The organism is Archangium lipolyticum (assembly GCF_024623785.1).
GTDB classification, from domain to species: Bacteria; Myxococcota; Myxococcia; order Myxococcales; family Myxococcaceae; genus Archangium; species Archangium lipolyticum.
Genome location: NZ_JANKBZ010000057.1, coordinates 19,225 through 38,828, shown reverse-complemented (window position 1 = coordinate 38,828; position 19,604 = coordinate 19,225). Strand labels below are relative to the sequence as shown.

Here is a 19,604-nt window from a genome sequence, read left to right as displayed (position 1 = left end):
TGCGCATGCTCCCTCTCCCTCTGGGAGAGGGCGGGGGGTGAGGGTCGTCACCCGCGTGTTCCTCGCCCCGGCTTGCATCACGGCACGCAACCGCCCCTTCGCCGTCCTCTGTGAACTCCCATGGGGTCATGCGCTCCAGGGGGAAGACCCTCACCCTAGCCCTCTCCCAGAGGGAGAGGGGACATCCACGGGCCCTCGGACCATGTCCAAAGACGTTGTGGACACTCCACTAGTAGGCGACGGCAACGCCCTTGCGGAGGTACTCCCCGGCGTCCAGTTGTCCGACGATGAATGACGCCAGGTCCGCCCGGGAAATCTTGTTCCCGCCCTTGATGCAGTAGGTCGGCTCCTGCCGGTACCTGCCAGTCGCGGGGGTGTCCACCAGCCTGGGCGGCCGGACGATGGTCCAGGCGGCCAGCTTGCTCTGTTTGACCGCCTCCTCCATGCGCGCCATGTCCGCGAAGACGTCCTTGAGGAAGAACGGCTTGACGATGTAGTTGAGGATGAAGGGTGCGCCAGGATCCTTGCCTGGATAGGCACCGCCCGCCGAGATACACAGCAGGCGCTCCACCTTCTGCTTCTCCATCGCATCGATGATGTTGCGGATGCTGGTGGAGTAGAGGGTCACGTGCTTCGTATTCGAGCCGGAGCCGATGGTGGAGATCACCGCATCCTGCCCGGCGACGGTCTTCTCCACGGCGGAGGGATCGGTCACGTCACCTTGAACGATCTTGAGCCGCTCATGAGTCGTGGTCAGCTTGGAGGGAGTCCGGACCAGGGCCGTGACCGTGTGGCCTCGAGCCAGCGCCTGCTCCAGGACGAGGTGTCCGGTGGCGCCCGTGGCGCCAAAGAGCGCGATATTCATACAGATGCCTTCCTTCCACAGATGGACATATGTTCATTCACTGTCATGGCAACAACCGGGACCGCGAGGCTGGGTCTCCATGCGGTCCCGGTCATGCCTGCCCTCCCTCCAGGGCAGGCTTCAGAACGCCGCGAGCACTTCGTAGAACGCGGCCCCTGTCGTGTACTGGCGCAAGGACTCCAGCATGTTCCCGCGGTGGACGGGCCCCTGCTCCCAGGCACGAAAGGACTCCAGGCTCTCCCACTCGCTCAACACGACGAAATCCGTCGGCTTGGAGCAGGAGTGCAACAACTCGTTCCGGAGGAGCCCGGGTGTCCCATCCAGGACACCACTGACCTGCCTGTAGAGCTCCTCGATGGTGGAGCGCTTCCCCTCCGGAGCCTGGACGAAGAGCATCACCCGAGCCCGTGCCGTCATCGGTCGCGCGCTCCTGGAATGTGGTGCAGGACCGTCATCGTTTCCATGGTGCCCCTGGCGCGTACCTTCCGGAGCTTCTCGAGGTGCGCGGCGTGCTCCCAGCTCTGCTCGAACCGGCGGAAGGTCTCCTCGTCGGGCCAGTCGCTGATGATGAGATACTTCCCCGGGGATTCGCGGCTGGCGGACAGCCACTGGGAGATATTGTCGGGATGATCCGCCACGGTCTGGCCCACTTCCAACCAGACCCGCTCGAACTCCTGCTCGGTACCGGGCTGGACATCCATCGTGAGCTCCACACGGAAAATCTTGTCGTACATCAGATGCCTCCATTGACTTCGAGAGTGACTCCAGAAACGAACCGGGAGAGATCGCTGGCCAGGTAGAGCACCGCACCGGCGATGTCGTCCGCCTGGCCGAGCCGGCCCACCGCGGACATGGCCTCGTACTTCTTGCGCTGCTCGGGCGTCAGCCTGGACACCATGTCTGTCTCGATGATGCCCGGTGCCAGGGTGTTGACGCGGATGCCTCGCGGCCCCAACTCCTTGCACAACGAGCGGGTCAGGCCGATGAGACCCGCCTTCGAGGCCGTGTAATGTGCACCGGCCGCCATCCCGCGCGTGGCGACACTCGACCCGACGTTGATCACCGAGGCCCCGTCCGACAGGAGGGGCAGTGCTTCACGGATGACCAGGAAGACGGACGTGAGGTTGGTGTCCAGCATCCGATGCCACTCCGTCTGGGTGAGATCGGACAGGGGGACGTGGCTGATCGCTCCGGCATTGTTCACCACGATGTCCAGCCTTCCGAGGCGCTCGCGGCACTTCTCGAGCAGCCGGACCACCTCCTCCTCCCGGCTCACGTCCGCCTGGACGAGCTCCACGTTCCCGAGCACCCTGGCCTCCCGGGCCAGCGACTCCACCGCCTCGCTCTCCCGCCGGTAGCAGGTCACCACGTTGACTCCCTGCCGTGCGAGCGCGAGCGTGATGGCGCGCCCGATGCCTCGGGAACCGCCGGTGACCAGTGCACTCCTACCCTTCAAATCGAGCTGCATTGCGTTCTCCATGTCATGCCTGCTGAGCCGCCACGGCGGGCGCCTGCCCCACCTGGGCCGCGGCTGCCTCTTCCACCAGACGCTTGATGCGACCCATCTGGATGACCGAGTTCCGGTTGATGTGCTGGGTCATCGCCTCGTCACTCACGGGCGCATCCGGTCTCATCTTGAACTGCTGCACCCAGCGCATCTCGATGCCGTCCTCGACCTCGCTGTAGGACCACTGGATGCGCATGTATTCGAATGGGCCGGGCTCGACACGATGCGCGCGCACCGTTCGGGTCTCTGGCTCCAGGGTGCGCTCGGACACCCAGCTCCAGATCTTCCCGTTCTGGTCGGGGTGCATGGTCAGCCGGAAGCGCACCGTCTGGCCGTCCCGATTCAGGATCTCGACGGAGGCGTACTCGCTGAACAGGTCGGGCCAGGACTCGAGATCATTGGTCATCCGCCAGACCAGGTTCATGGGGGCGCGGATGGTGATCGAATTGTCGGTATACCCAATCATGTTCAAACTCCCTGCTGCGCGGCGCCATGGGCGGCGGCGTTCTGGTTGACGTAGGCGATGGCCTCGCGCGGCGTCATCTTCTGGAACATCAGCTCCGGGATGTGGACGCCGAAGTCCTGGCTGAGCCGGGCCTCCACCTGCAGGATGGCGAGGGAGTCGCAGCCGAGATCGGGGAAGGTGCTGTCCACCCCGTCCTCCCTCACGACATTGGACTCGCCCATGCACTCGTAGATGATCTGGTTCAGCTGCTCGATGGTCAGATTCCTCATCGTCTTTCCCTGTATGTGTATTGCAGGTTGTTCTTGGTCATGCATTGCCAGGAGGTCACTCGGCGCGCCGCACCACGACGGCCGAGTTGAAGCCTCCGAAGCCTCGGGCGAGCACCAGCGCGTTTCGCACCAGCTTCTTCCTCGGCTCGTCGCGAACCAGGTCGATGTCACAGCCCGGTGCGAGCTCTCTGGTTCCCACGGTGGGTGGAATGACCGAGTCGGCGATTGTGAGCAGTGCCGCGACGACATCCAGGGCCGCTCCTCCGGCGTACAGGCGGCCAGTCATCGTCTTCGGCGCGGTGACCGGCACACCGCGAGGCCCGAACATGCGGATGAGGGCGTCGGCCTCGATGCGGTCGAGCTCGGGAACGCCGGCCGCATCCGCGAACACGACGTCGATGTCGGCTGGGGTGATACCCGCGTCGGAGAGCGCCTGCTCGGCGGCGCGGTACAGCCCCGGCTCACGGCCGGAGCCCGGCCGCGGATCGAAGGTGGCGGCATATCCGGCGATCTCCCCGTAGACCCGTTCGACACCGCGCGCCCGGGCGGCCGCCCCATCCTCCAGGATGAACATGGCGCCCCCTTCACCAGCCACGTAGCCGGAAGCCTCCGCGTCGAAGGGGACGTAGGCCCGGGAGGGATCTCCCCGCCGGCTGAGCAGGCCATTGGTGAGCTGGCAGGTCAGCGCATAGGGACTCAAGGGTGCCTCCGTGCCCCCCGTGAGGACCATGCGCGAGCCATTGCGCAGCACCCGGCGGGCATGGCCTACCGCGTCCAGCCCTCCGGCCTGCTCGGACACCACCGAGGAGCAGGTTCCCTTCATCCCGTGCTTGATCGACAGCTGTCCCGTGCTCGCCGCGTAGAACCAGCCGATGGACTGGTACACGCTCACGAATTGTGGGCCCTTGCTCCACAACCGCTCGATCTCCCGCTGGCCGAACTCATTGCCACCCGAGGAGCTGGCGCTGACGACGGACATCTCGTACGCCGGCAGCTTCCGGGGGTCGAGCCGGGCGTCCTCCAGGGCCATGGAGGTGGCGGCCAAGCCGAACTGCGTCCAGAGATCGGTCTGGACGATGAGCCGTCCATCCACCAGCTGGGAGGGTTTGAAATCGCGGACCTCGCCCGCGAGCTGGATCGGATAGACGCCAGGATCGAACCGGGTGGGACGCTGGAGGCCACTGCGACCGCTCAGCGTGGCCTCCCACCAGGCGCGGACGCCCAGTCCGTTGGGGGCAATGGCCGAGATGCCGGTGATGACGGCACGGCCACTTTCGAGTGCATTCAAGACGAAACCTCCTTCGAGCGAGCAAGCAACATGGCCGTCTGGAAGCCGCCGAAGCCGCTACCGACGCTGAGGACCGCGTCCACCCGCTGCTCGCGTGGAACCTGGGGTACGTAGTCGAGATCGCATTCCGGATCGGGCGTGCGCAGGTTGGCCGTGGGAGGAATCACTCCCCGCTGGATGGTCAGTGCGCAGGCCGCGATCTCCAGGGAGCCGATGGCGCCCAGTGAGTGGCCGATCACCGACTTGATGGAGCTGACCGGCGTCTTGTACGCATGGTGGCCCAGGCTCTTCTTGAAGGCCGCCGTCTCGTGTCTGTCGTTCTGCCGCGTGCTGGAGCCGTGCGCGTTGATGTAGCCGATGCGCTCCGGGTCCATTCGCGCCTGCCGCATCGCCACCCGGATGGCCTCGGCCATCTCCTCGCCGTCGGGGCGCAGGCCGGTCATGTGGTAGGCATTGGCCCGGCAGGCGAAGCCGACGACCTCGCAGTAGATGTGGGCGCCCCGCCGGCGCGCATGCTCGAGCTCCTCGAGCACGAAGATCGCGGCCCCTTCACCCAGCACGAAGCCATCGCGGTTCAGGTCGAATGGGCGGCTGGCATGCTCCGGATCGTCGTTGTTGGGCGAAGTGGCCTTGATGGCGTCGAAGCAGGCGACGGAGATGGGCGAGATGGGTGCATCCGACGCACCGGTGATCATCACGTCCGCCGAGCCCTCCTCGATGAGCTGGAAGGCATGACCCACCGCGTCCAGTCCCGAGGTGCACCCGTTGGAAATGACGGTCGCGGGGCCCTCGGCTCCGGCCAGCCAGGCCACCTCCGTGGCGAGCGTGCTCGGAATCAGGCTGAGGTACAGGTGCGGCGTGGCGTAGGCCGGATCCACCTGCCACTTGCGGCCTCCATCGCTGACGACGACGTACTCGTCCTCCAGCGCCGTCGTGCAACCCACCGCGCTGCCGATGCTGACACCCGTCCGGTGGGGTTCGCTGGGCGTCGATTTCAGCCCGCTATCCGCCAACGCCTCGCGCGCGGCGACGGCCGCGAACTGGACGCAGCGATCCATCCGGCGCACCTCCTGCGGGGACAGGCCCTCACGTGCCGGATCGAAGTCGCACTCCGCGGCGATCCGGGAACGGAAGTTCGTGGGATCGAACAGGGAGATGCGGCGGATGGCGGAGCGCGCGGAGAGGAGCCGCTCCCAGAAGGCCTTGACCCCGATGCCTCCCGGCGCGACCACACCAATTCCAGTCAGGGCGACCCTGCGGCGATTCATCGCCCACCTCCGGCGGCCTGCACGGAGCCCGGGTAGGGCTCGGTGTCGACGTGGCCCAACTCCGGCCTGGGCGCCAGCGGGGCGAGTTGGAACACGAGGGAAGCCGGCTCCGTCCCGGGGTTCTCCAGCCGGTGACGGGTGTTCTTCGGCACCAGGAGGGCTTCGCCAGCGCTCAAGGAGATGGGGTTCCCGTCGAGGCGCGCGATGATCGACCCTCGCGTCACGTAGAGGAACTCCTCCGAATAGGGGTGGTAGTGCTCGGAGATGCTCTCCCCGGGCTCGAGGTTCGCCACTCCCATGAATCCGGAAGTGGAGCCCACGGTCTTCGGGCTGAGAAGGACTCGCACCTCGCCCCCACGGCGACGATCCGGGTGGGCATTGCTGGTCAGGATCTTGGTAATCTGTGTCTGGCTCATTGAATTGACAGAGGAATGAGGAGTTTCTTGTGACGCGGCTTTCGAAGGGCTCACTTCGCGCGCCAGGAGTAGAACTCGTGAGCCATGGCATCGTTCGGACCGCGCCAGGTGGCGGGGTCGTACGGCGAGATGTAGCGGGCCAGTCTGGTATTCACGTCGAGGAAGAGCGGATGCTCACGCACGCCCGCGAGGTGCGGATCGACCTCCTGCTCCGACTCGAACAGGTGGAAGTAGAGCCCCTTGAAATGGAACAGTCCCCGACGCGTGACACCGAGCATCCGGGGGAGCTCCCCCGCGTCGGATTCAGCGAAGATGTCCGCCACATCCCTCGCGCTGGAGGGATCCATCCGAGCCACGATCAACTTCCTGTGCAACATCACATGACCTCCCCAGGTTGCTGGGAATCCATCATCCGGGTGCTTCGTTGAACCGGGCCTTCGAGGCCGAAGACGCGCAAGGCATTGCCTCCGAGGATGGCCCGCCGCTCCTCGTCACACAGGGGCAGCGCTTCGACCTCGCGGATCTTTCCGGCGTGGACCACGGGAACCGGCGGCCAGTCGCTGCCGAACAGGAGATGCTCCGCTCCGAACGCCTTCAGATTGGCGAGGTGGAGATCGGGGTTGTCGGCGGTGGTATCGGCATACAGCCGCCGCAGGAGCACGCTCGGGGGCGTGCGGGTCCGCTGGTCGCGGAGGCCTTCTGGTTTCTTGCCCGCCCCGGCCCAGAGCTGAGAACGCCAGGCCATGTCCAACCGGGAGCCGATCAGGCTCAGGGCTCCACCGCTCGCCGTGCCGATGACGCGCAGCGACGGGTGCTGTTCCAGCCGGCCGGAGAGCACGAGCGCCGACAGACCGAGGGTGACGTCGCAGTAGCGGCCGACCATGTCGAACATGCCGTAGTCGGAGATCCCCTGGCAGCAGACGGGATCCATCCCGGAGTGGATCATCACCGGGACATCCAACCCGGCGGCGAAGGCGAAGAATGCGTCCGCCCTGGGCGAATCGAGGTACTCACCATGCGCGCTGGGATTGGTCATGATCCCGACGAACTCCTCGCGGCGCAGGTACTCCTCGGTTGCCGCGAGCATCGCGTCGTCCGCGAACGGATCGCAGTAGACATAGGCCCGCAGCCGGGTCCGGTGCGCCGCGACGGTCGCGCCGAGCCAGTCGTGGAAGGCGCGCAGCTTGTCCAGTGGCTGCGTGAAGTTGCCACCCCTCGAGGCCGGAACCAGGGTCCCGGGACCGCTCGGGCTACCGATGAACGTGAGGTCGATCCCCGCCTCCGCCTTGACTTCGATGAGGCGATCCACGTCCAGGAGGCTTGGAGGAACCGGTGCGTGCCTTGCGAGCTCTGGATGGGCGAGATGTGAGTGGATGTCGATGATCATGGCTGGGCTTTCTGAAGTTCTACTCGTCGACGATCACGGGACTCCGGAGCGAGTCCGTGAGGATTTGCAGCATTTCTGACGTGAAATCGATGATGTGTGAGTGTGAATAGCCACTGTTCATGAGCTGGCGGAACATCGAGTTGGCCATGATGTGAATGGCCTTGCGTCGATCGACCGATGCAGCCACATGATGAATGGTGCTTGTGTTTTCCATTCGATCCAACCTCCGCGTTACATGGGAGCTAGATGAGATCGGCGCGGTCTGTGATCCGCCCTTCATCTCGAATTTCGTGCTGCCCTCCCCAGCAGGCGAGCAGCCGGGGCCGGAGGCGAGAACGGGCGACTGTCACAGCAAAAAGGCCGTCCCTCTTCCTTGGAGTACCCCGAAGAGGCGGATGCCAGGAGGACGACCTTGCAGAATCAGGAAGCTCATGTGTGGACGATGAAGAAGGCGCAGATTCCCGATACGTTGCGCATGGAGTGCGAGCCGTTCCTCGCCCACATGAAGCTATCGGGTATCGAGTGGAGGGACATCGTGCTCGCCCTCGAGGAGGTGGGGGACGACGCGCTCCATGATGACTGGAATGACTGGCACACGCACTGGACGGGGATCGGGCACGACTTCGAGGGCCATGCCATTCGAGAGGCCGCGCGAGGCAACCGCACCACACAGCGGCAGGCGATGCTGAAGGCCGCCACCTGCCACCACCTCGCGGAGCTCATGTTCTTCGACAACCCCGAAGCGAAGTTCATGACGCGCCGGCGCGTGACGCGCATCTTCCGGCAGGCCAGTCCGCTCCTCCCCTATGATGTCCGGGCGCTGTCCATCCCTCATGGGAATCACAAGCTCCCGGCCTATCTCCTGCGCTCCCATTGGGAGGAACCGGTCCCATGCGTCCTGCTGGTGAACAGCCTCAGCTCGGCCAAGGAGATCGAGCTGCTCGCCCTCGCGCGCGCCTTCCTGGCCCAGGGCCTGGCGGTCCTGGTCTTCGATGGTCCCGGCCAGGGCGAGCTGGCGGGCATCCACCGCATGGTCATCCCCTTCGAGCAGGTCGTCGAGAGTGTCCTGGCCCAGGCCCATCGGCTCCCGGAGCTCGACTCCGACCGGATCGGGATCTGCGGTCTGGCCCATGGCGGCTACCTGGCGGCGAGGAGCGCCGCTCTGCTCCCCCGCGAGCTCAAGGCCTGCGCCTGCATCTCGGCGGGGTACGACCATGACAACCATCTCCGCTCGAGCCCGCTGGTGCGCCAGGAGTTCCGGTACATGTACGGACAGCCCAACGATGCCGCCATGAACCGGATCTGCCGGGAGGAGCTGAATCTGCGAGCGATTCCACGGCCCACCACCCCCCTGCTCGCCATCCATGGCAAGCTGGACTCGGTCGTGCCCTATGAATCCTGCATCCGCTTGCTGGATTGGGCTCGAGGTGACAAGGAGCTGATTTCCTACCCCGAGGAGAACCACACCTGCGCGAACCGCTCCGATGATTTCCTTCCGCGACTGGGGCGCTGGATGGCGGACCACCTGGCGTCCCCTCGGCACTGAGTCCCACACCAGGCACTCGCGAGCTCCCCCCTGGAAGAAGGGTCTCCTTCGTCCAGGGGGGAGTCTCGTTTGAGGGTCTCAACCAGCGACCTGCAGCTCCACGCTCGCGGGCGCCTGGCGCGGCGGGCCCATGCGTGCGGCGAGCTCCGTCGCCAGGGATTTCACCTGGATGGGCCGGGCCCGGTGGCCCACATAGCCGTCTGGACGTACCAGGTAGAGGCAGGCCGCCCCCGCCCCGAAGCGCCGGTGCACCGCACCCGTCGCATCCGCCAGCGTGTAGGGTCCGGATCGCGCTCCCGTCGCCACCACGCGGACCCGGAGCAGCTCGGGCCCGTAGGACGCCTCGAGCTGGCGCGCGAGCGACTCCAGCGCCGCGGGCGTCTTCCCAGCAGGTACCAGCCCGGCGAACAGCAACAACGTGTGGTGGGGGCCGCGCAGCACCTCGTGCAGGCGCTCCACGCCCGCTCCCAGGAGCGGCAGGTCCGGCACCCGCTCTCCCGGGGCCGGCCCATCGGAGATTCGCACTCCGCCCGCGTCCTCGCCCGAGATGGACTCGGTGGACAGGGGACTGTGCCGATAGTGGATGAACAGCTCGGAGACGAACCGCAGCAGCTTCCGCTCCATGAAGGAGGTCTTGAAGAGCCACCGCGCGGCGCGAGGCATCACGTGCGCCCGCAGCATCCGCACCACGAGGCCCCCGCTCGAGATCAGGGCGAATCGCCTGTCCGTACCCTCCAGCAACTTCTGGCCCACCCGGTGCCGCTCCAGGTCGTAGGTGTCCAGCAGCGATTCCGGCGCGCGCCCCCGCGTGACGAGCGCCAGCTTCCAGGCCAGGTTGTATGCGTCCTGGATGCCGGTGTTCAGGCCCTGACCGCCCGCGGGGCTGTGGATGTGCGCCGCATCCCCCGCGAGGAACACGCGGCCCTTGCGGTAGTAGGGCACGCCCAGCCGGTGCTGCCGGTAGCGGGTCATCCAGAGGGGGTCGCTCAGGCGCGTGGGCACTGGAATCATGCGCTCCACCAGCGCCTGTATCTGCTCCAACGTGGGCGGCTCCGTCTCGTCCTTGCCATCCCGTGGCATGTTCAAGACGAGGCGGTAGCGATTCTCTCCCGGCATGGGGAACGCGGCCACCACGCCATGTCTGGACGGAATGATGAACAGCTCGCCGGGTCCCAGGGGCCAGTCCACGCGTACGTCCGCAAGTATGCACGTGTAGTCATACGTCTCGCCTTCGAAGGGGATGTCCGCCGCCTTGCGCACCCGGCTACGGGCTCCGTCGCACCCGAGCAGCCAGCGCGCCCGCACCGACTCCTCCGTCCCATCCTGGTGCTTCAGCGTGAGCTCCATTCCCCCCGCGTCCTCGCGGAAGCCCTCGAACGTCACGGCCCATTCCACCGAGAGGCCAAACGAGGCGAGATGCTCCGTGAGTACCGCCTCGGTCGCATCCTGGGGCACCATGTGCGGAATGGGGTAGCGCGTCTCCAACCAGGGAAAGGGCCGCATGGGAATGCGCGCTCGCCTCCCACCGGCGCCGATGACGTTGTAGCCCCCCATGGCCTCCCCACGCTCCAACAGCTTTCCGGCCATGTCGAAGTCGTCGAAGAGCTCCACCGTGCGCGATTGCACCACCAGCGCCCGTGACAGGCGTGAGGGCGCTTCGAGTGAGTCCACGATGCGGCAGCGCAGGCCGTGCCGCGCCAACTCCGCCGCCATCGTCAGCCCCGTCGGTCCCGCGCCCACCACCAATGCATCCAACATTTCCATTGCCAACACCGGTTCTTTTCCAGACGCAGGAACGACTACGCTTCGCTCACCCGCGTCTCTTGGATGATGGCGTAGCCCGTGAATTCATCCTCCCGGGAGTTCTGGAGCGTGTGAAACCGGGTGTTGCCCCTCACCCTCACGGATTCGAGGGTGGAGCTGGGGGCGGGGAGCTGGTTCTCGTAGATGTACACGACCGAGTCACCGACCTGGCGTGCCGTCCCCTTCAAGGCCGGGTTGTCCACCACGAAGCCGTCGATCTTCTTGGAATAGGTCGAGGTGAACTCGATCCGCTGTTGGTGTCCCTGGGCGTCCGTGAGGACGATGAGCGTGTAGAGGGAACAACAGTCGAGACGGTTCTCCGACTCGACCTTCATCGAGACCAGCACCTGACCCTCGAGGGAGTATTGCGTCATGGTGCCTTGCCACTTCCCGGAGATCTGCTGGAAGGCCTTCAAGTGACGGGTCGGACACTTGTGTCCATGGATGTGACAGGAACCCCTGGAGGTGGGTCGGGGATGACGGGCTTCGGCGTGATGCGTGTCGACAGAGGCCATGACTCGAGTGACTCCTTTCCTTGCGACAGGGAGTCCCCAGCGCGTTTGTGACGTCGGCGCTCCAGGGCCGCCAGGCGAGCGGACCCCGCTCCGGGCGCCCGGCCACCGGGCAACCGGCCAGAGCCGCCCTGGGCGCCACCGTCCGTCACATCTCCCCCGGCGGACTCCAATCAGGGACGAGGCCGGCCATGACGGGCATTCCTATCAGGGCAGGTCTCCAGAATCACTCTCGTGAACGGAAATGGAATATGTACAGCACGGTCCTGACCCTGATGGTGCTCACCAGCATCGCGATCTTCGTGGGAGGGTTGGTGATGGTGGCCGCCGCCGTCGTCCCCGCCTTCCGATCGGTCCCCTCGGATGTGTACATCCGGATGCACCAGGTGCTGGACCATTACATCGAGAGGTACATGCCTCTCACCGCGGGCTTCACGATCCTGACCGGGCTCGTCCTCGCCTTCCTGCTCCCGGGGACGTGGGCGCGCGTTCTCGTGGTGGCCGGTGTGGCGTTCACCGCGACGGTCTCGGTCATCTCGCAATTCGGCAATGTGCCACTCAACAAACGCGTGCACGCCTGGCGCCCCGAGTCCCCTCCCCTCCCAGCTGAAATCTCACACCTCGTGAGCCGCTGGCGGCGCCTTCACCTGGCGCGAACCACCTCCGCGGTGCTGGCGCTGCTGGCTTTCGTCGGAGCGGCGGTCATCCGCTAGGGGATTTCGAGACTCGAGCCTTCACAGCCAACAGGCCCCACGTCGGACGAGAGAGGGTTCCGCTGTCCACTAGTGAAGCCAAAGCCGCAAGAGAGGTGTTTGACACCTTCTCGAGCGCACGATCGTGCATGCTGCCGTCATGACGATCGAGACAGCCGGCATCCAGTTTCCCACGACTCCCGATGGGCGGCGCGGAAGCACCGCCACGACGAAGGGCATCTTCGCCGCGGCGCTCGAGGCGGCGAGTCCCGAGGCCGCGCGCGCCGTGCGCAACGAGCCCCGCTGGCGCCAGGAGTACCCGCACCACCTGCGCGCCCTCACCGAGTTGTCGCTCGAGCGGCCCGAGAACGCGCTCGCCACCGCCCGTGCGGGCCTGGACGCGGCCTGGCGTGCCTTCGAGCTCGTGCGCGACGGACAGGCGCGGCCGCTCGCGGAGGCGATGGCGCGACCCACGCAGCCGGGCTTTCGCACGGTGTCCATCGAGGGTCGTGACCGCGCGGCACCTCCGCGCTGGTGGGTCCCCTACCGCGGTGGACGGCTCGAGGGCGCGGCGCTCCTCGCCCGGTTGGACGAGTGGGAGAAGCAGGGAGTGCTCGAGCCGAGCCACGCGGAGGCACTGCGGCTCGTGCAGCAACACCCGGAGTGGCTCGACCTGTCCGACCGAACCTTCGCGCTGCTCGGCGCGGCGGCCGAGGCGGGGCCCCTGCGCTGGCTCCTGCACTGGCGCGCGAACGTGGCCGCCGTGGACCTGAAGCGCCCGGAGACCTGGCAGCGGATGGTGGCACTCACGCTCGAGGGCAACGGCCGGCTGCTCGCGCCACTCGCCGGCACCAGCGCCCCGGCGGTCGATGGTGACCCGAATGCCTGGGCCCCGCTCGCCGGCGCCGACCTGCTCACCGAGACGCCGGAGATCGCCGCCTGGCTCGCCTCGCTCGGCGTGGACCTGGACGTAGCGTCACTCGCGTACCTGGACGGAGAGAGACACGCGCGCGTCTCCATGGCCATGGACGCCATCGGGGCACGGTGGCATGTGGCGCGCGCCATGGCTCCCGCGCTCGGTGCTGCCGCTCGCCGCGGTGCTGGGCCTCGCCCGCCGGCCATCCTGGCAACCTTGAGGAGCCCCTCCGCCAGCGCGGGCCCCCCGCGCCATGCGCCTCATCGCCCTGTCTGCCACCACTTCACTTCGGGAATCTGGCGGGTGGCGTTGGTGGCGCAATGCACGTTTCCATTTCCCCGGTGATAGAGCAGCCAGTCATCCAGCCAGAACACGGTGATTCCGTAGGGCTCCAGTGCCGCTTCGAGGTGGGCCTTGAAGATGTCCTTCCCATTGACAACAGGGCCATGCGGGTCGGGAGCGACGACGGTATTTCGCGAGAGCGAGAGCAGGTTCACGGTCCCCGGTTGGTACGCGGCGGCCTTTGCGGACACCCGCTGAAAGAGGAAGGGCACCCGGATGATCTCCGCGTCGGTGAGCCCGGTCTCCTCCTGAAGGATGGCGAGTTGCGCATCCACATGCACGGCGGCCGCCGCGCTCTCATTCATCACGTCCACATCCGCCAGCACCTGGGAGATGGACACCTCCGCTGACGCTCTGCCTCGGGAGATTCCCCAGACCTTTCCGGTGAAGAGCTTCGCGTCTCCGTGCCCCTGGGCTCGAGCGTCCTCCAGCATTGTCCGCGCCAGTTCAGGAGCGGCGACCAGTGCGACCCATCCGCGCGGGGAGTCCACCGGGAGGAAGCTGAGGATTTCGTCCACATGCCCCACGAAGAGCCAGGAGGTGTCCAGGTACACCGGCGGCTGCATCCGCTGCGCCTCCAGCATCCGGGTGAAGGTCGGGTCCACGCGGGCACTCGCGATACTGCCCATCAAGAGCCGGCCGAACGGATAGTGGACGCCTCCCTTTTCGTAGGGAGGAATGGTCTCCAGATTGCCGAGCGCATTGAGTGTCTGCTTGGTGAATGCATCCGTGAGCGCATTCGGGTCATACTGCTGGACGACCGCCGAGTCCCGTCCCCGAAGCTGGAAGGCGAGCCGGCTACCAGGGCGCAGCGGGCTGTCGGTCGAGGGCGGTGGGTCCTCAGTCGTAGGCACCTTCCTGGCCAGGAAGGGAGAGCGGTAGTTCACCCGGATGACGTGTTGTTGTCCGCCCGGTGCCGGCATGGACATGAAGCCGGACTCGAAGAGGTCCTGGACCCAGCGGTCCGTCTTGCCGGTATCGTAGAGGTAGAGTGGCTCTGTCACCCCCACTCCCGCTCGCGCCCTGTCCAATTCGGCCTGGAAACGTGGGAAGTCCACGAGATCCTCCCGTGTACCGATGGACAGGTGTGCGGTGTAGAGGGTTTTCACGGCGTTCAGGTGATGGAACGTCATCACCGGGGAGACACGCAGGCGTACGGTGTCCCGGTAAAGCGCATCCGTGCCGCCCTTCCAGCTGACGCTGAGCACGACATCCACGTAGCCGTCCCAGATGTCGAGATCGCGGACGATATCCCGCGCTTCAATGGCGAGCTCCGCGCCGCGCCGTAGTTCCTGCGCCTCGAGCCGCGCCGTCGATGGGTCGAAGAGCTCGAACCCATGCTCGGTCTTCCGGAAGAGGCGCACCTTGCTGGCGGCCGTCTCGGACACGGTGAGGCGACCCTCCGCCTCCTCGGGGGCATCGGGCCAGGGCACCGTGAGCAGGCGCGCCAGGTCTTCGAGGTCCTCCTGACCATTCACCCTGTCGTCCGCGGCGTCATGGCACTGGGCCAGAGCGATATCGCTGACGACCTCGGCATCATACGAAAAAGCACAAGCGCCGAGGTCATCATCGATGTTGGCCAGGAAGATGGCCCCTCGTTCAGCGGACCAGGTGTCCTCTCCCTCGTCCTCCGTCGGGTCCGAGAGGTCCACGGAGCCGTTTCGGTTCACGTCGGCTCGCAAGTCCACGATGGGGGGCTCGGTGCCGAGGGATGGGGCCGGGTCTCCACAAGAGAGAGAAAGAACCAGGACGGGAGCGCAAAGACAGAGGGCGGACAATCGCATCGCGCCGCACACCAGAGACCAGGGGAGGGGGGAATGCAAGTCCACGCACGACCCCACCCGTTTTCTCATACTCGCATCTTGTGCGCCGCGGGTTCATCCATGTCGATGGGCCCCTGGCTGGGGCCGAGCGGCATGGCCGTCAGTCGGACTTCGGGTCACGCAGGGCCTCACCCCGCGCGCACGCGCTCGCGAAGGCCCGCTCTTCCTGATGATCCGCGTCGCTCATCGTCATGACCGCCCACGTCGACTATCATCTTCCTGGCATGGACTGCTTCGACACGCGACAACTCTTCTCCTTCGCGCAGGGGGCGTTGGGCGCCGAAGCAGCGGTGTCGGTGGAAAAGCATCTCGATGACTGCACCGTCTGTCGAGCGCTCCTGGCGGAGGCCGCGCGCGCGTGCGGCGGCCTGGAGTCCCAGCCCTCCGAACCCGGGCAGCCGGCGGGTGGACCGGTGCAACCCTGGCTCACGCGGGGTGCCCTGCTCGGACGCTACAGGGTGCTCGAACGCATCGGCGCTGGGGCCGCGGAAGCGTGGGCCGCGCTGGTCCGCCTGCATGGCGGCCCTTCTCGTGGCCCTCTCACATCGGAGCTGTGACCAGCATGCGCCGACTCATCCCGCCGTTGGTTGCAGCGTTCCTCCTGTCCTCCTGCCTGTCCGGGCCCTCTCACGTGGGAGCAGCTTCTCCACGGGAGGGAACGCCCATCACCCTCGGGGTGAAGCACACCTTCCACTCCACCGTCCTCGGAGAGGAGCGCGGCTTCCTCGTCTATCTACCGCCCGGGTACGACACCTCCTCGGAGCGCTACCCCGTTCTCTACCTCCTGGATGGCGATGCGTACTTCCATCACACCACTGGCGTCGTGCGGTTCCTCGCGGAGAGCCATCGCATCCCCCGGATGATCGTGGTGGGGGTATCGAACACGGATCGCACGAGGGATTTCACCCCGCCGGTGTTGGCGGGCTTCCGGAGGCCTGGGGATACCTCCCAGCGGACCGTCGCGGAGTTGCGTCCCACCGCCGGAGGCGCGGAACGGTTCCTGCGCTTCCTGGAGGAAGAGCTGGCTCCGCGCATCGAGTCCCGCTACCGCACGCAGCCGTACCGAATCCTCGTGGGGCATTCGTTGGGCGGACTCTTCGCCGTGCATACGCTCATGAACCACCCGCGGAGTTTCCACGCCTACGTCGCCATCAGCCCGAGCCTCTGGTGGAACGGGAATGAGCTCGTGAATGGAGCAGTGCGGTCCCTCGAGCGCCTGCCCCCGCAGGAACGCTTCCTCTACATGAGCATGGGGGACGAGAGCGACGACATGCTGGAACCCATCCAGCGGCTCGCGAGGACCCTCGAGCAGGCCCGGCCGGAGCGGCTGGTGTGGCGCTACTCCTTCCTCGCGAACGACCATCACGGCAGCACGCCCCTCCGGACGCTCTACGATGGACTGGAGGCCCTCTTCGAGGACTGGCGCATCTCCGAGCCAATCATGCGCGCTGGCGACCTGGAGAAGGTGGAGGCCAACTACGTCCGGGTCGCCAGGCGGCTCGGTTACGAGGTCCGGCCTCCCGAGGAGCTGCTCAGCCGCATGGGGTACCATCTGCTGGAGAGCGGCAAGGTCGATGCCGCCATCACCGTCTTCCGGCGCAACGTCGAGCTGCACGGCGACTCGCCCATCGTCCACGACGGTCTGGGAGAGGCCCTGGAGGCCGCTGGCCAACTGGATGCGGCGCTCGAGTGCTACACGCTCGCCATCCAGCGTGGCATCCAGACCGATCGGGTGCACCCCGCCTTCCAGCAGCACCTCGAACGGGTGTTGCGGAAGCTGGCACTCCAGCAAAAGGAAGAGGGTGCTCGCGGCCCGGAGGACGCGGCACCCTCCCCCTGATCAAGAACAGCTAGCAGGAAGTCACGGTGTCGCAGTTCTCGTCGATGTCGTTTCCGCACACCTCGGCCGCGGCCGGGTTGATGCTGGCATTCGAGTCGTCGCAGTCCCAGCGCCGGGAATTGATATAGCTGGGCGGCGGCGTGCAGCCGGTATAGATGGAGCCGGTGTTGGCGCCGTACGTGTCGTTGTCCAGGTCCGGGTAGTAGCGCACGCGGTACTCGTTCAGGGACAACGCCGCCACCCGGAGGCTGTTGCCCTCGGTCGGGCCGATCGCCACGATGTACGTATTGCCGGCCGTCAGGTCATAGACGGACGCGTAGACGAGCTCACAGTTCAACACCGACACGGGCTGCGTCAGCGCCGCCGCCACCGGAGTGTTGGTGGTGCTGTCCACCACGGTGAAGGGCACGTACTTCGTGCGGTAGAAGACGACGGAGCCGGTGGACGCCGCCGTGAACTTCACGGAGCCCTCGGCGTTGGCCGGCATGCTGATGGTGTATGTCTTGTAACGCGTGCTGATGTCCGGCGCGGTGGCGGTGCTGCGCGTGGCGCTCGCCGTGACGTTGACGTTGTCCGCGTAGATGATCGCCTGCTGGCAGGCGTTGTTGTTGATGTGGCTGCCGAGCGAGGTGCAGCCGGCCTCCAGCGCCTGCGCTTCCATCTCCAACGACGGCTCCGTCCCGTCCACCGGGCCGCAGGCCGCCAGCCCCAACCCCAGAAGTGCACTCCAGACCCTCCGCGTCGTCATCTTCATATGGCGTTCCCTTCGGTGAGCCGGGCGCGGCGCGCGGTGCCCTGCGTCGGCGTCCCCTCCGCCGCTCTCCGGTGGCGTGTGTCATGCCGCATACGCAACATGGTTGCAATAGCCACATGGATTCAATGACTGTTGCCGGGTCGTGACAACAGCCCTTTCCAACATTTCGATTTTCTGGGAGCGGCAGCAACTCCTGGATTCGCCTCATCGCTCATGTGATACGGAAATGAAGTGGTCGTCCATGAGGGTCCGCACACAGCGGCCCGGCCATACAAGAGGGGGAAGACCAATGCGGAAGTTGCAGAGACTGTCAGCCGCACCCGTGCTCTGGCTGACGGGAGTGCTTGCGCTCACCACGGGATGCGGGCAGCCCCAGGGCCCGGTCATCAACGTCGCCCACCAGTCCACGAGCGAGCTGTCGGGTGGGGAGGACGTGACCCTGAGCGTCTCCTATGAAGTCGGAGCACCCTTCACCATCCAGTGGACGGCCACGGCCGGCACCGTGGTGGCGCGTGATGCCCAGCATCCCATCAATTCCAACTGGAAGGCTCCCAACTGCATCCCGGAGGGGGCTCCGATGCCGGTCGTGACGGCGACGATCACCGAGGAGGGGGGGAGGACCGCGTCCGCCGAGTTCCACTTCCAGGAGACCCCTCTGTTCCGCTGCGTGGTGAACGAGGGCGCGCCCATGAGCCGGCCCCGCGTGGGCCACACGGCCACGCGGCTCGCCTCGGGCAAGGTGCTCGTGGTGGGGGGCGTGTCCGAGTTCGTCACCACCCAGACTCCGACCCAGGCCTCCATTCCCTCCGTCCTGGAGTCCTCCGCCGAGTTGTATGAGCCCTCGACGAAGACCTGGGCGCCCACTGGGGCGCTGAGCCAGCCCCGCTTCGATCATCAGGCCCACCTGCTTCCCTCCGGGAAGGTGCTGGTCGTCGGTGGGTTCTGGGCCCGGGCCGAAGGAGCCTCCGAGCAGCGAGCCGCCACCACCGTGGAGCGCTATGAGCCCTCGACGGGCACGTGGACGGTGGCCTCGGAGCTGGGGGAGATCGCGCGCGTGAAGCGCTCCGTCCTGCTCGCGTCCGGGAAGGTCCTCCTGCTGGGTCTGGAGGCGACGGGACAGCCACGCAATGCGCTCTATGACCCGGAGGCCAATACCTGGCGCCCGGCCACCGCGCTCTCCTCCGAGGTCGCCCTGGACGATGCCATCCGTCTGCCCTCGGGCGAGGTCCTGGCCGCCGGCACGCGCTCCATCCCCGGCCGGAACGGGTCTCCTCCCAACACCGTCCCGGGAGCATGGCGCTATGACCCTGGCACGGACGCCTGGACTCCCACGGGCGCCATGAAGACGACGGAGAAGACCCTCGACACGTCCCTCTCCCTGCTCCCCTCCGGTGAGGTGCTGTGCCTCTACCGGCACCGTCCGCAGGGGGGCGTGCTCGCGGAGCTCTACCGAGCCGAGACGAACACCTGGACTCTCACGGAGTCCCCGTCCTCGGCCAATCCCTTCCGTTTCGCCACCCACCCATTGCACTCGGGCCAGGTGCTCTTCAGCACCTATTCCTTGTACTGGAAGATGCGCGCGTTCGACCCGGCCAGGAAGGTCTGGCGCCTGGTGGGTCATCTGCCCGGAGATCTCCCCTGGGGGATGACCGTGACGCCGCTGCCCTCGGGCCAGACGCTGCTCGTGGGCGGCCAGCTCCATGCCGGGGAGCCCCTCTCGACGACTCCCCAGCGCACGGTCTGGCTGCACGGCCCTCCGTCTCCCTGACGGCGGGCCGGAACACCCCGCGAGACGTGGCGCGCCGCCACAGGCGCGCCACCCCCCCCCCCCCCCCCCCCCCCACGCCCATGCGCCACGAGCGGCCGCGTCGGCGGCATACGACTCGAAGCTCCTGGGCTCCCGCCCGGTC

General features: G+C 66.6%; 21 protein-coding genes. 6 read left to right on the top strand and 15 right to left on the bottom strand.

Annotated elements, in window-relative coordinates; genetic code table 11:
• Positions 1 to 229 precede the first annotated feature (229 nt).
• The 11 genes from NR810_RS50750 to NR810_RS50700 all read right to left on the bottom strand — a co-directional run bounded on the left by NR810_RS50750 (position 230) and on the right by NR810_RS50700 (position 7,466).
• Entirely contained in the window at positions 230 to 865 is a 636-nt protein-coding gene (locus NR810_RS50750; RefSeq protein WP_257463388.1) for an NAD(P)-dependent oxidoreductase, read from the bottom strand.
• A 120-nt stretch (positions 866 to 985) separates the two neighbouring features.
• On the bottom strand, positions 986 to 1,282 hold the full coding sequence (locus NR810_RS50745; RefSeq protein WP_257463387.1) for an antibiotic biosynthesis monooxygenase family protein: 297 nt from the start codon (positions 1,280 to 1,282) through the stop codon (positions 986 to 988).
• A complete protein-coding gene (locus NR810_RS50740; RefSeq protein ID WP_257463386.1) occupies positions 1,279 to 1,599 on the bottom strand; it encodes an antibiotic biosynthesis monooxygenase family protein in 321 nt (106 codons plus the stop codon). Before NR810_RS50740 ends, NR810_RS50745 begins: the two co-directional genes overlap by 4 nt.
• Positions 1,599 to 2,345 (bottom strand): SDR family NAD(P)-dependent oxidoreductase, encoded by a 747-nt coding sequence (locus NR810_RS50735; RefSeq protein ID WP_257463385.1) that lies wholly within the window; start codon positions 2,343 to 2,345, stop codon positions 1,599 to 1,601. The genes NR810_RS50740 and NR810_RS50735 overlap by 1 nt, the downstream gene beginning before the upstream one ends.
• Before the next feature lies 1 nt (position 2,346).
• On the bottom strand, positions 2,347 to 2,838 hold the full coding sequence (locus NR810_RS50730) for an SRPBCC family protein (RefSeq protein ID WP_257463384.1): 492 nt from the start codon (positions 2,836 to 2,838) through the stop codon (positions 2,347 to 2,349).
• A 2-nt stretch (positions 2,839 to 2,840) separates the two neighbouring features.
• The gene (locus NR810_RS50725) at positions 2,841 to 3,107 is read right to left on the bottom strand and encodes an acyl carrier protein (protein ID WP_257463383.1); all 267 of its coding nucleotides are present in this window, start codon (positions 3,105 to 3,107) and stop codon (positions 2,841 to 2,843) included.
• Positions 3,108 to 3,162: 55 nt separating this feature from the next.
• The gene (locus tag NR810_RS50720; RefSeq protein ID WP_257463382.1) at positions 3,163 to 4,395 is read right to left on the bottom strand and encodes a ketosynthase chain-length factor; all 1,233 of its coding nucleotides are present in this window, start codon (positions 4,393 to 4,395) and stop codon (positions 3,163 to 3,165) included.
• A complete protein-coding gene (locus NR810_RS50715; RefSeq protein WP_257463381.1) occupies positions 4,392 to 5,663 on the bottom strand; it encodes a beta-ketoacyl-[acyl-carrier-protein] synthase family protein in 1,272 nt (423 codons plus the stop codon). The genes NR810_RS50720 and NR810_RS50715 overlap by 4 nt, the downstream gene beginning before the upstream one ends.
• A complete protein-coding gene (locus NR810_RS50710; RefSeq protein WP_257463380.1) occupies positions 5,660 to 6,010 on the bottom strand; it encodes a cupin domain-containing protein in 351 nt (116 codons plus the stop codon). Before NR810_RS50710 ends, NR810_RS50715 begins: the two co-directional genes overlap by 4 nt.
• A 119-nt stretch (positions 6,011 to 6,129) precedes the next feature.
• Positions 6,130 to 6,456, bottom strand: coding sequence for a TcmI family type II polyketide cyclase (locus NR810_RS50705; protein ID WP_257463379.1), 327 nt, complete (start codon positions 6,454 to 6,456; stop codon positions 6,130 to 6,132).
• On the bottom strand, positions 6,456 to 7,466 hold the full coding sequence (locus tag NR810_RS50700) for an amidohydrolase family protein (protein ID WP_257463378.1): 1,011 nt from the start codon (positions 7,464 to 7,466) through the stop codon (positions 6,456 to 6,458). The genes NR810_RS50705 and NR810_RS50700 overlap by 1 nt, the downstream gene beginning before the upstream one ends.
• Positions 7,467 to 7,878: 412 nt before the next feature.
• Here NR810_RS50700 and NR810_RS50695 point away from each other — a divergent pair, with 412 nt between their 5' ends.
• A complete protein-coding gene (locus NR810_RS50695; RefSeq protein WP_257463377.1) occupies positions 7,879 to 9,012 on the top strand; it encodes an alpha/beta hydrolase family protein in 1,134 nt (377 codons plus the stop codon).
• Between the two features lie 78 nt (positions 9,013 to 9,090).
• Here NR810_RS50695 and NR810_RS50690 read toward each other — a convergent pair whose 3' ends face one another.
• Together NR810_RS50690 and NR810_RS50685 are read right to left on the bottom strand one after the other, a co-directional pair.
• Complete coding sequence (locus NR810_RS50690) at positions 9,091 to 10,776, bottom strand: FAD-dependent monooxygenase (RefSeq protein ID WP_257463389.1); 1,686 nt, start codon at positions 10,774 to 10,776, stop codon at positions 9,091 to 9,093.
• Positions 10,777 to 10,811: 35 nt separating this feature from the next.
• Complete coding sequence (locus NR810_RS50685; protein WP_257463376.1) at positions 10,812 to 11,189, bottom strand: hypothetical protein; 378 nt, start codon at positions 11,187 to 11,189, stop codon at positions 10,812 to 10,814.
• A gap of 389 nt (positions 11,190 to 11,578) precedes the next feature.
• Here NR810_RS50685 and NR810_RS50680 point away from each other — a divergent pair, with 389 nt between their 5' ends.
• The gene (locus NR810_RS50680; RefSeq protein WP_257463375.1) at positions 11,579 to 12,040 is read left to right on the top strand and encodes a DUF1772 domain-containing protein; all 462 of its coding nucleotides are present in this window, start codon (positions 11,579 to 11,581) and stop codon (positions 12,038 to 12,040) included.
• Positions 12,041 to 12,179: 139 nt separating this feature from the next.
• The gene (locus NR810_RS50675) at positions 12,180 to 13,280 is read left to right on the top strand and encodes a hypothetical protein (protein ID WP_257463374.1); all 1,101 of its coding nucleotides are present in this window, start codon (positions 12,180 to 12,182) and stop codon (positions 13,278 to 13,280) included.
• On the opposite strand, the gene NR810_RS50670 is transcribed toward NR810_RS50675, so the two are convergent.
• Positions 13,196 to 14,947: a protein-arginine deiminase domain-containing protein gene (locus NR810_RS50670; protein ID WP_257463373.1), complete on the bottom strand. Its 1,752-nt coding sequence runs from the start codon at positions 14,945 to 14,947 to the stop codon at positions 13,196 to 13,198. The genes NR810_RS50675 and NR810_RS50670 overlap by 85 nt on opposite strands.
• A gap of 344 nt (positions 14,948 to 15,291) precedes the next feature.
• Here NR810_RS50670 and NR810_RS50665 point away from each other — a divergent pair, with 344 nt between their 5' ends.
• Positions 15,292 to 15,657, top strand: coding sequence for a hypothetical protein (locus tag NR810_RS50665; RefSeq protein WP_257463372.1), 366 nt, complete (start codon positions 15,292 to 15,294; stop codon positions 15,655 to 15,657).
• Positions 15,658 to 15,662: 5 nt separating this feature from the next.
• Complete coding sequence (locus NR810_RS50660) at positions 15,663 to 16,940, top strand: alpha/beta hydrolase-fold protein (protein ID WP_257463371.1); 1,278 nt, start codon at positions 15,663 to 15,665, stop codon at positions 16,938 to 16,940.
• A 10-nt stretch (positions 16,941 to 16,950) separates the two neighbouring features.
• Here the strand turns inward: NR810_RS50660 and NR810_RS50655 are convergent, their stop codons facing one another.
• Positions 16,951 to 17,694 (bottom strand): putative metal-binding motif-containing protein, encoded by a 744-nt coding sequence (locus NR810_RS50655; RefSeq protein WP_257463370.1) that lies wholly within the window; start codon positions 17,692 to 17,694, stop codon positions 16,951 to 16,953.
• Between the two features lie 289 nt (positions 17,695 to 17,983).
• Here NR810_RS50655 and NR810_RS50650 point away from each other — a divergent pair, with 289 nt between their 5' ends.
• On the top strand, positions 17,984 to 19,462 hold the full coding sequence (locus NR810_RS50650) for a Kelch repeat-containing protein (protein WP_257463369.1): 1,479 nt from the start codon (positions 17,984 to 17,986) through the stop codon (positions 19,460 to 19,462).
• The last annotated feature ends 142 nt before the right edge of the window (positions 19,463 to 19,604 follow it).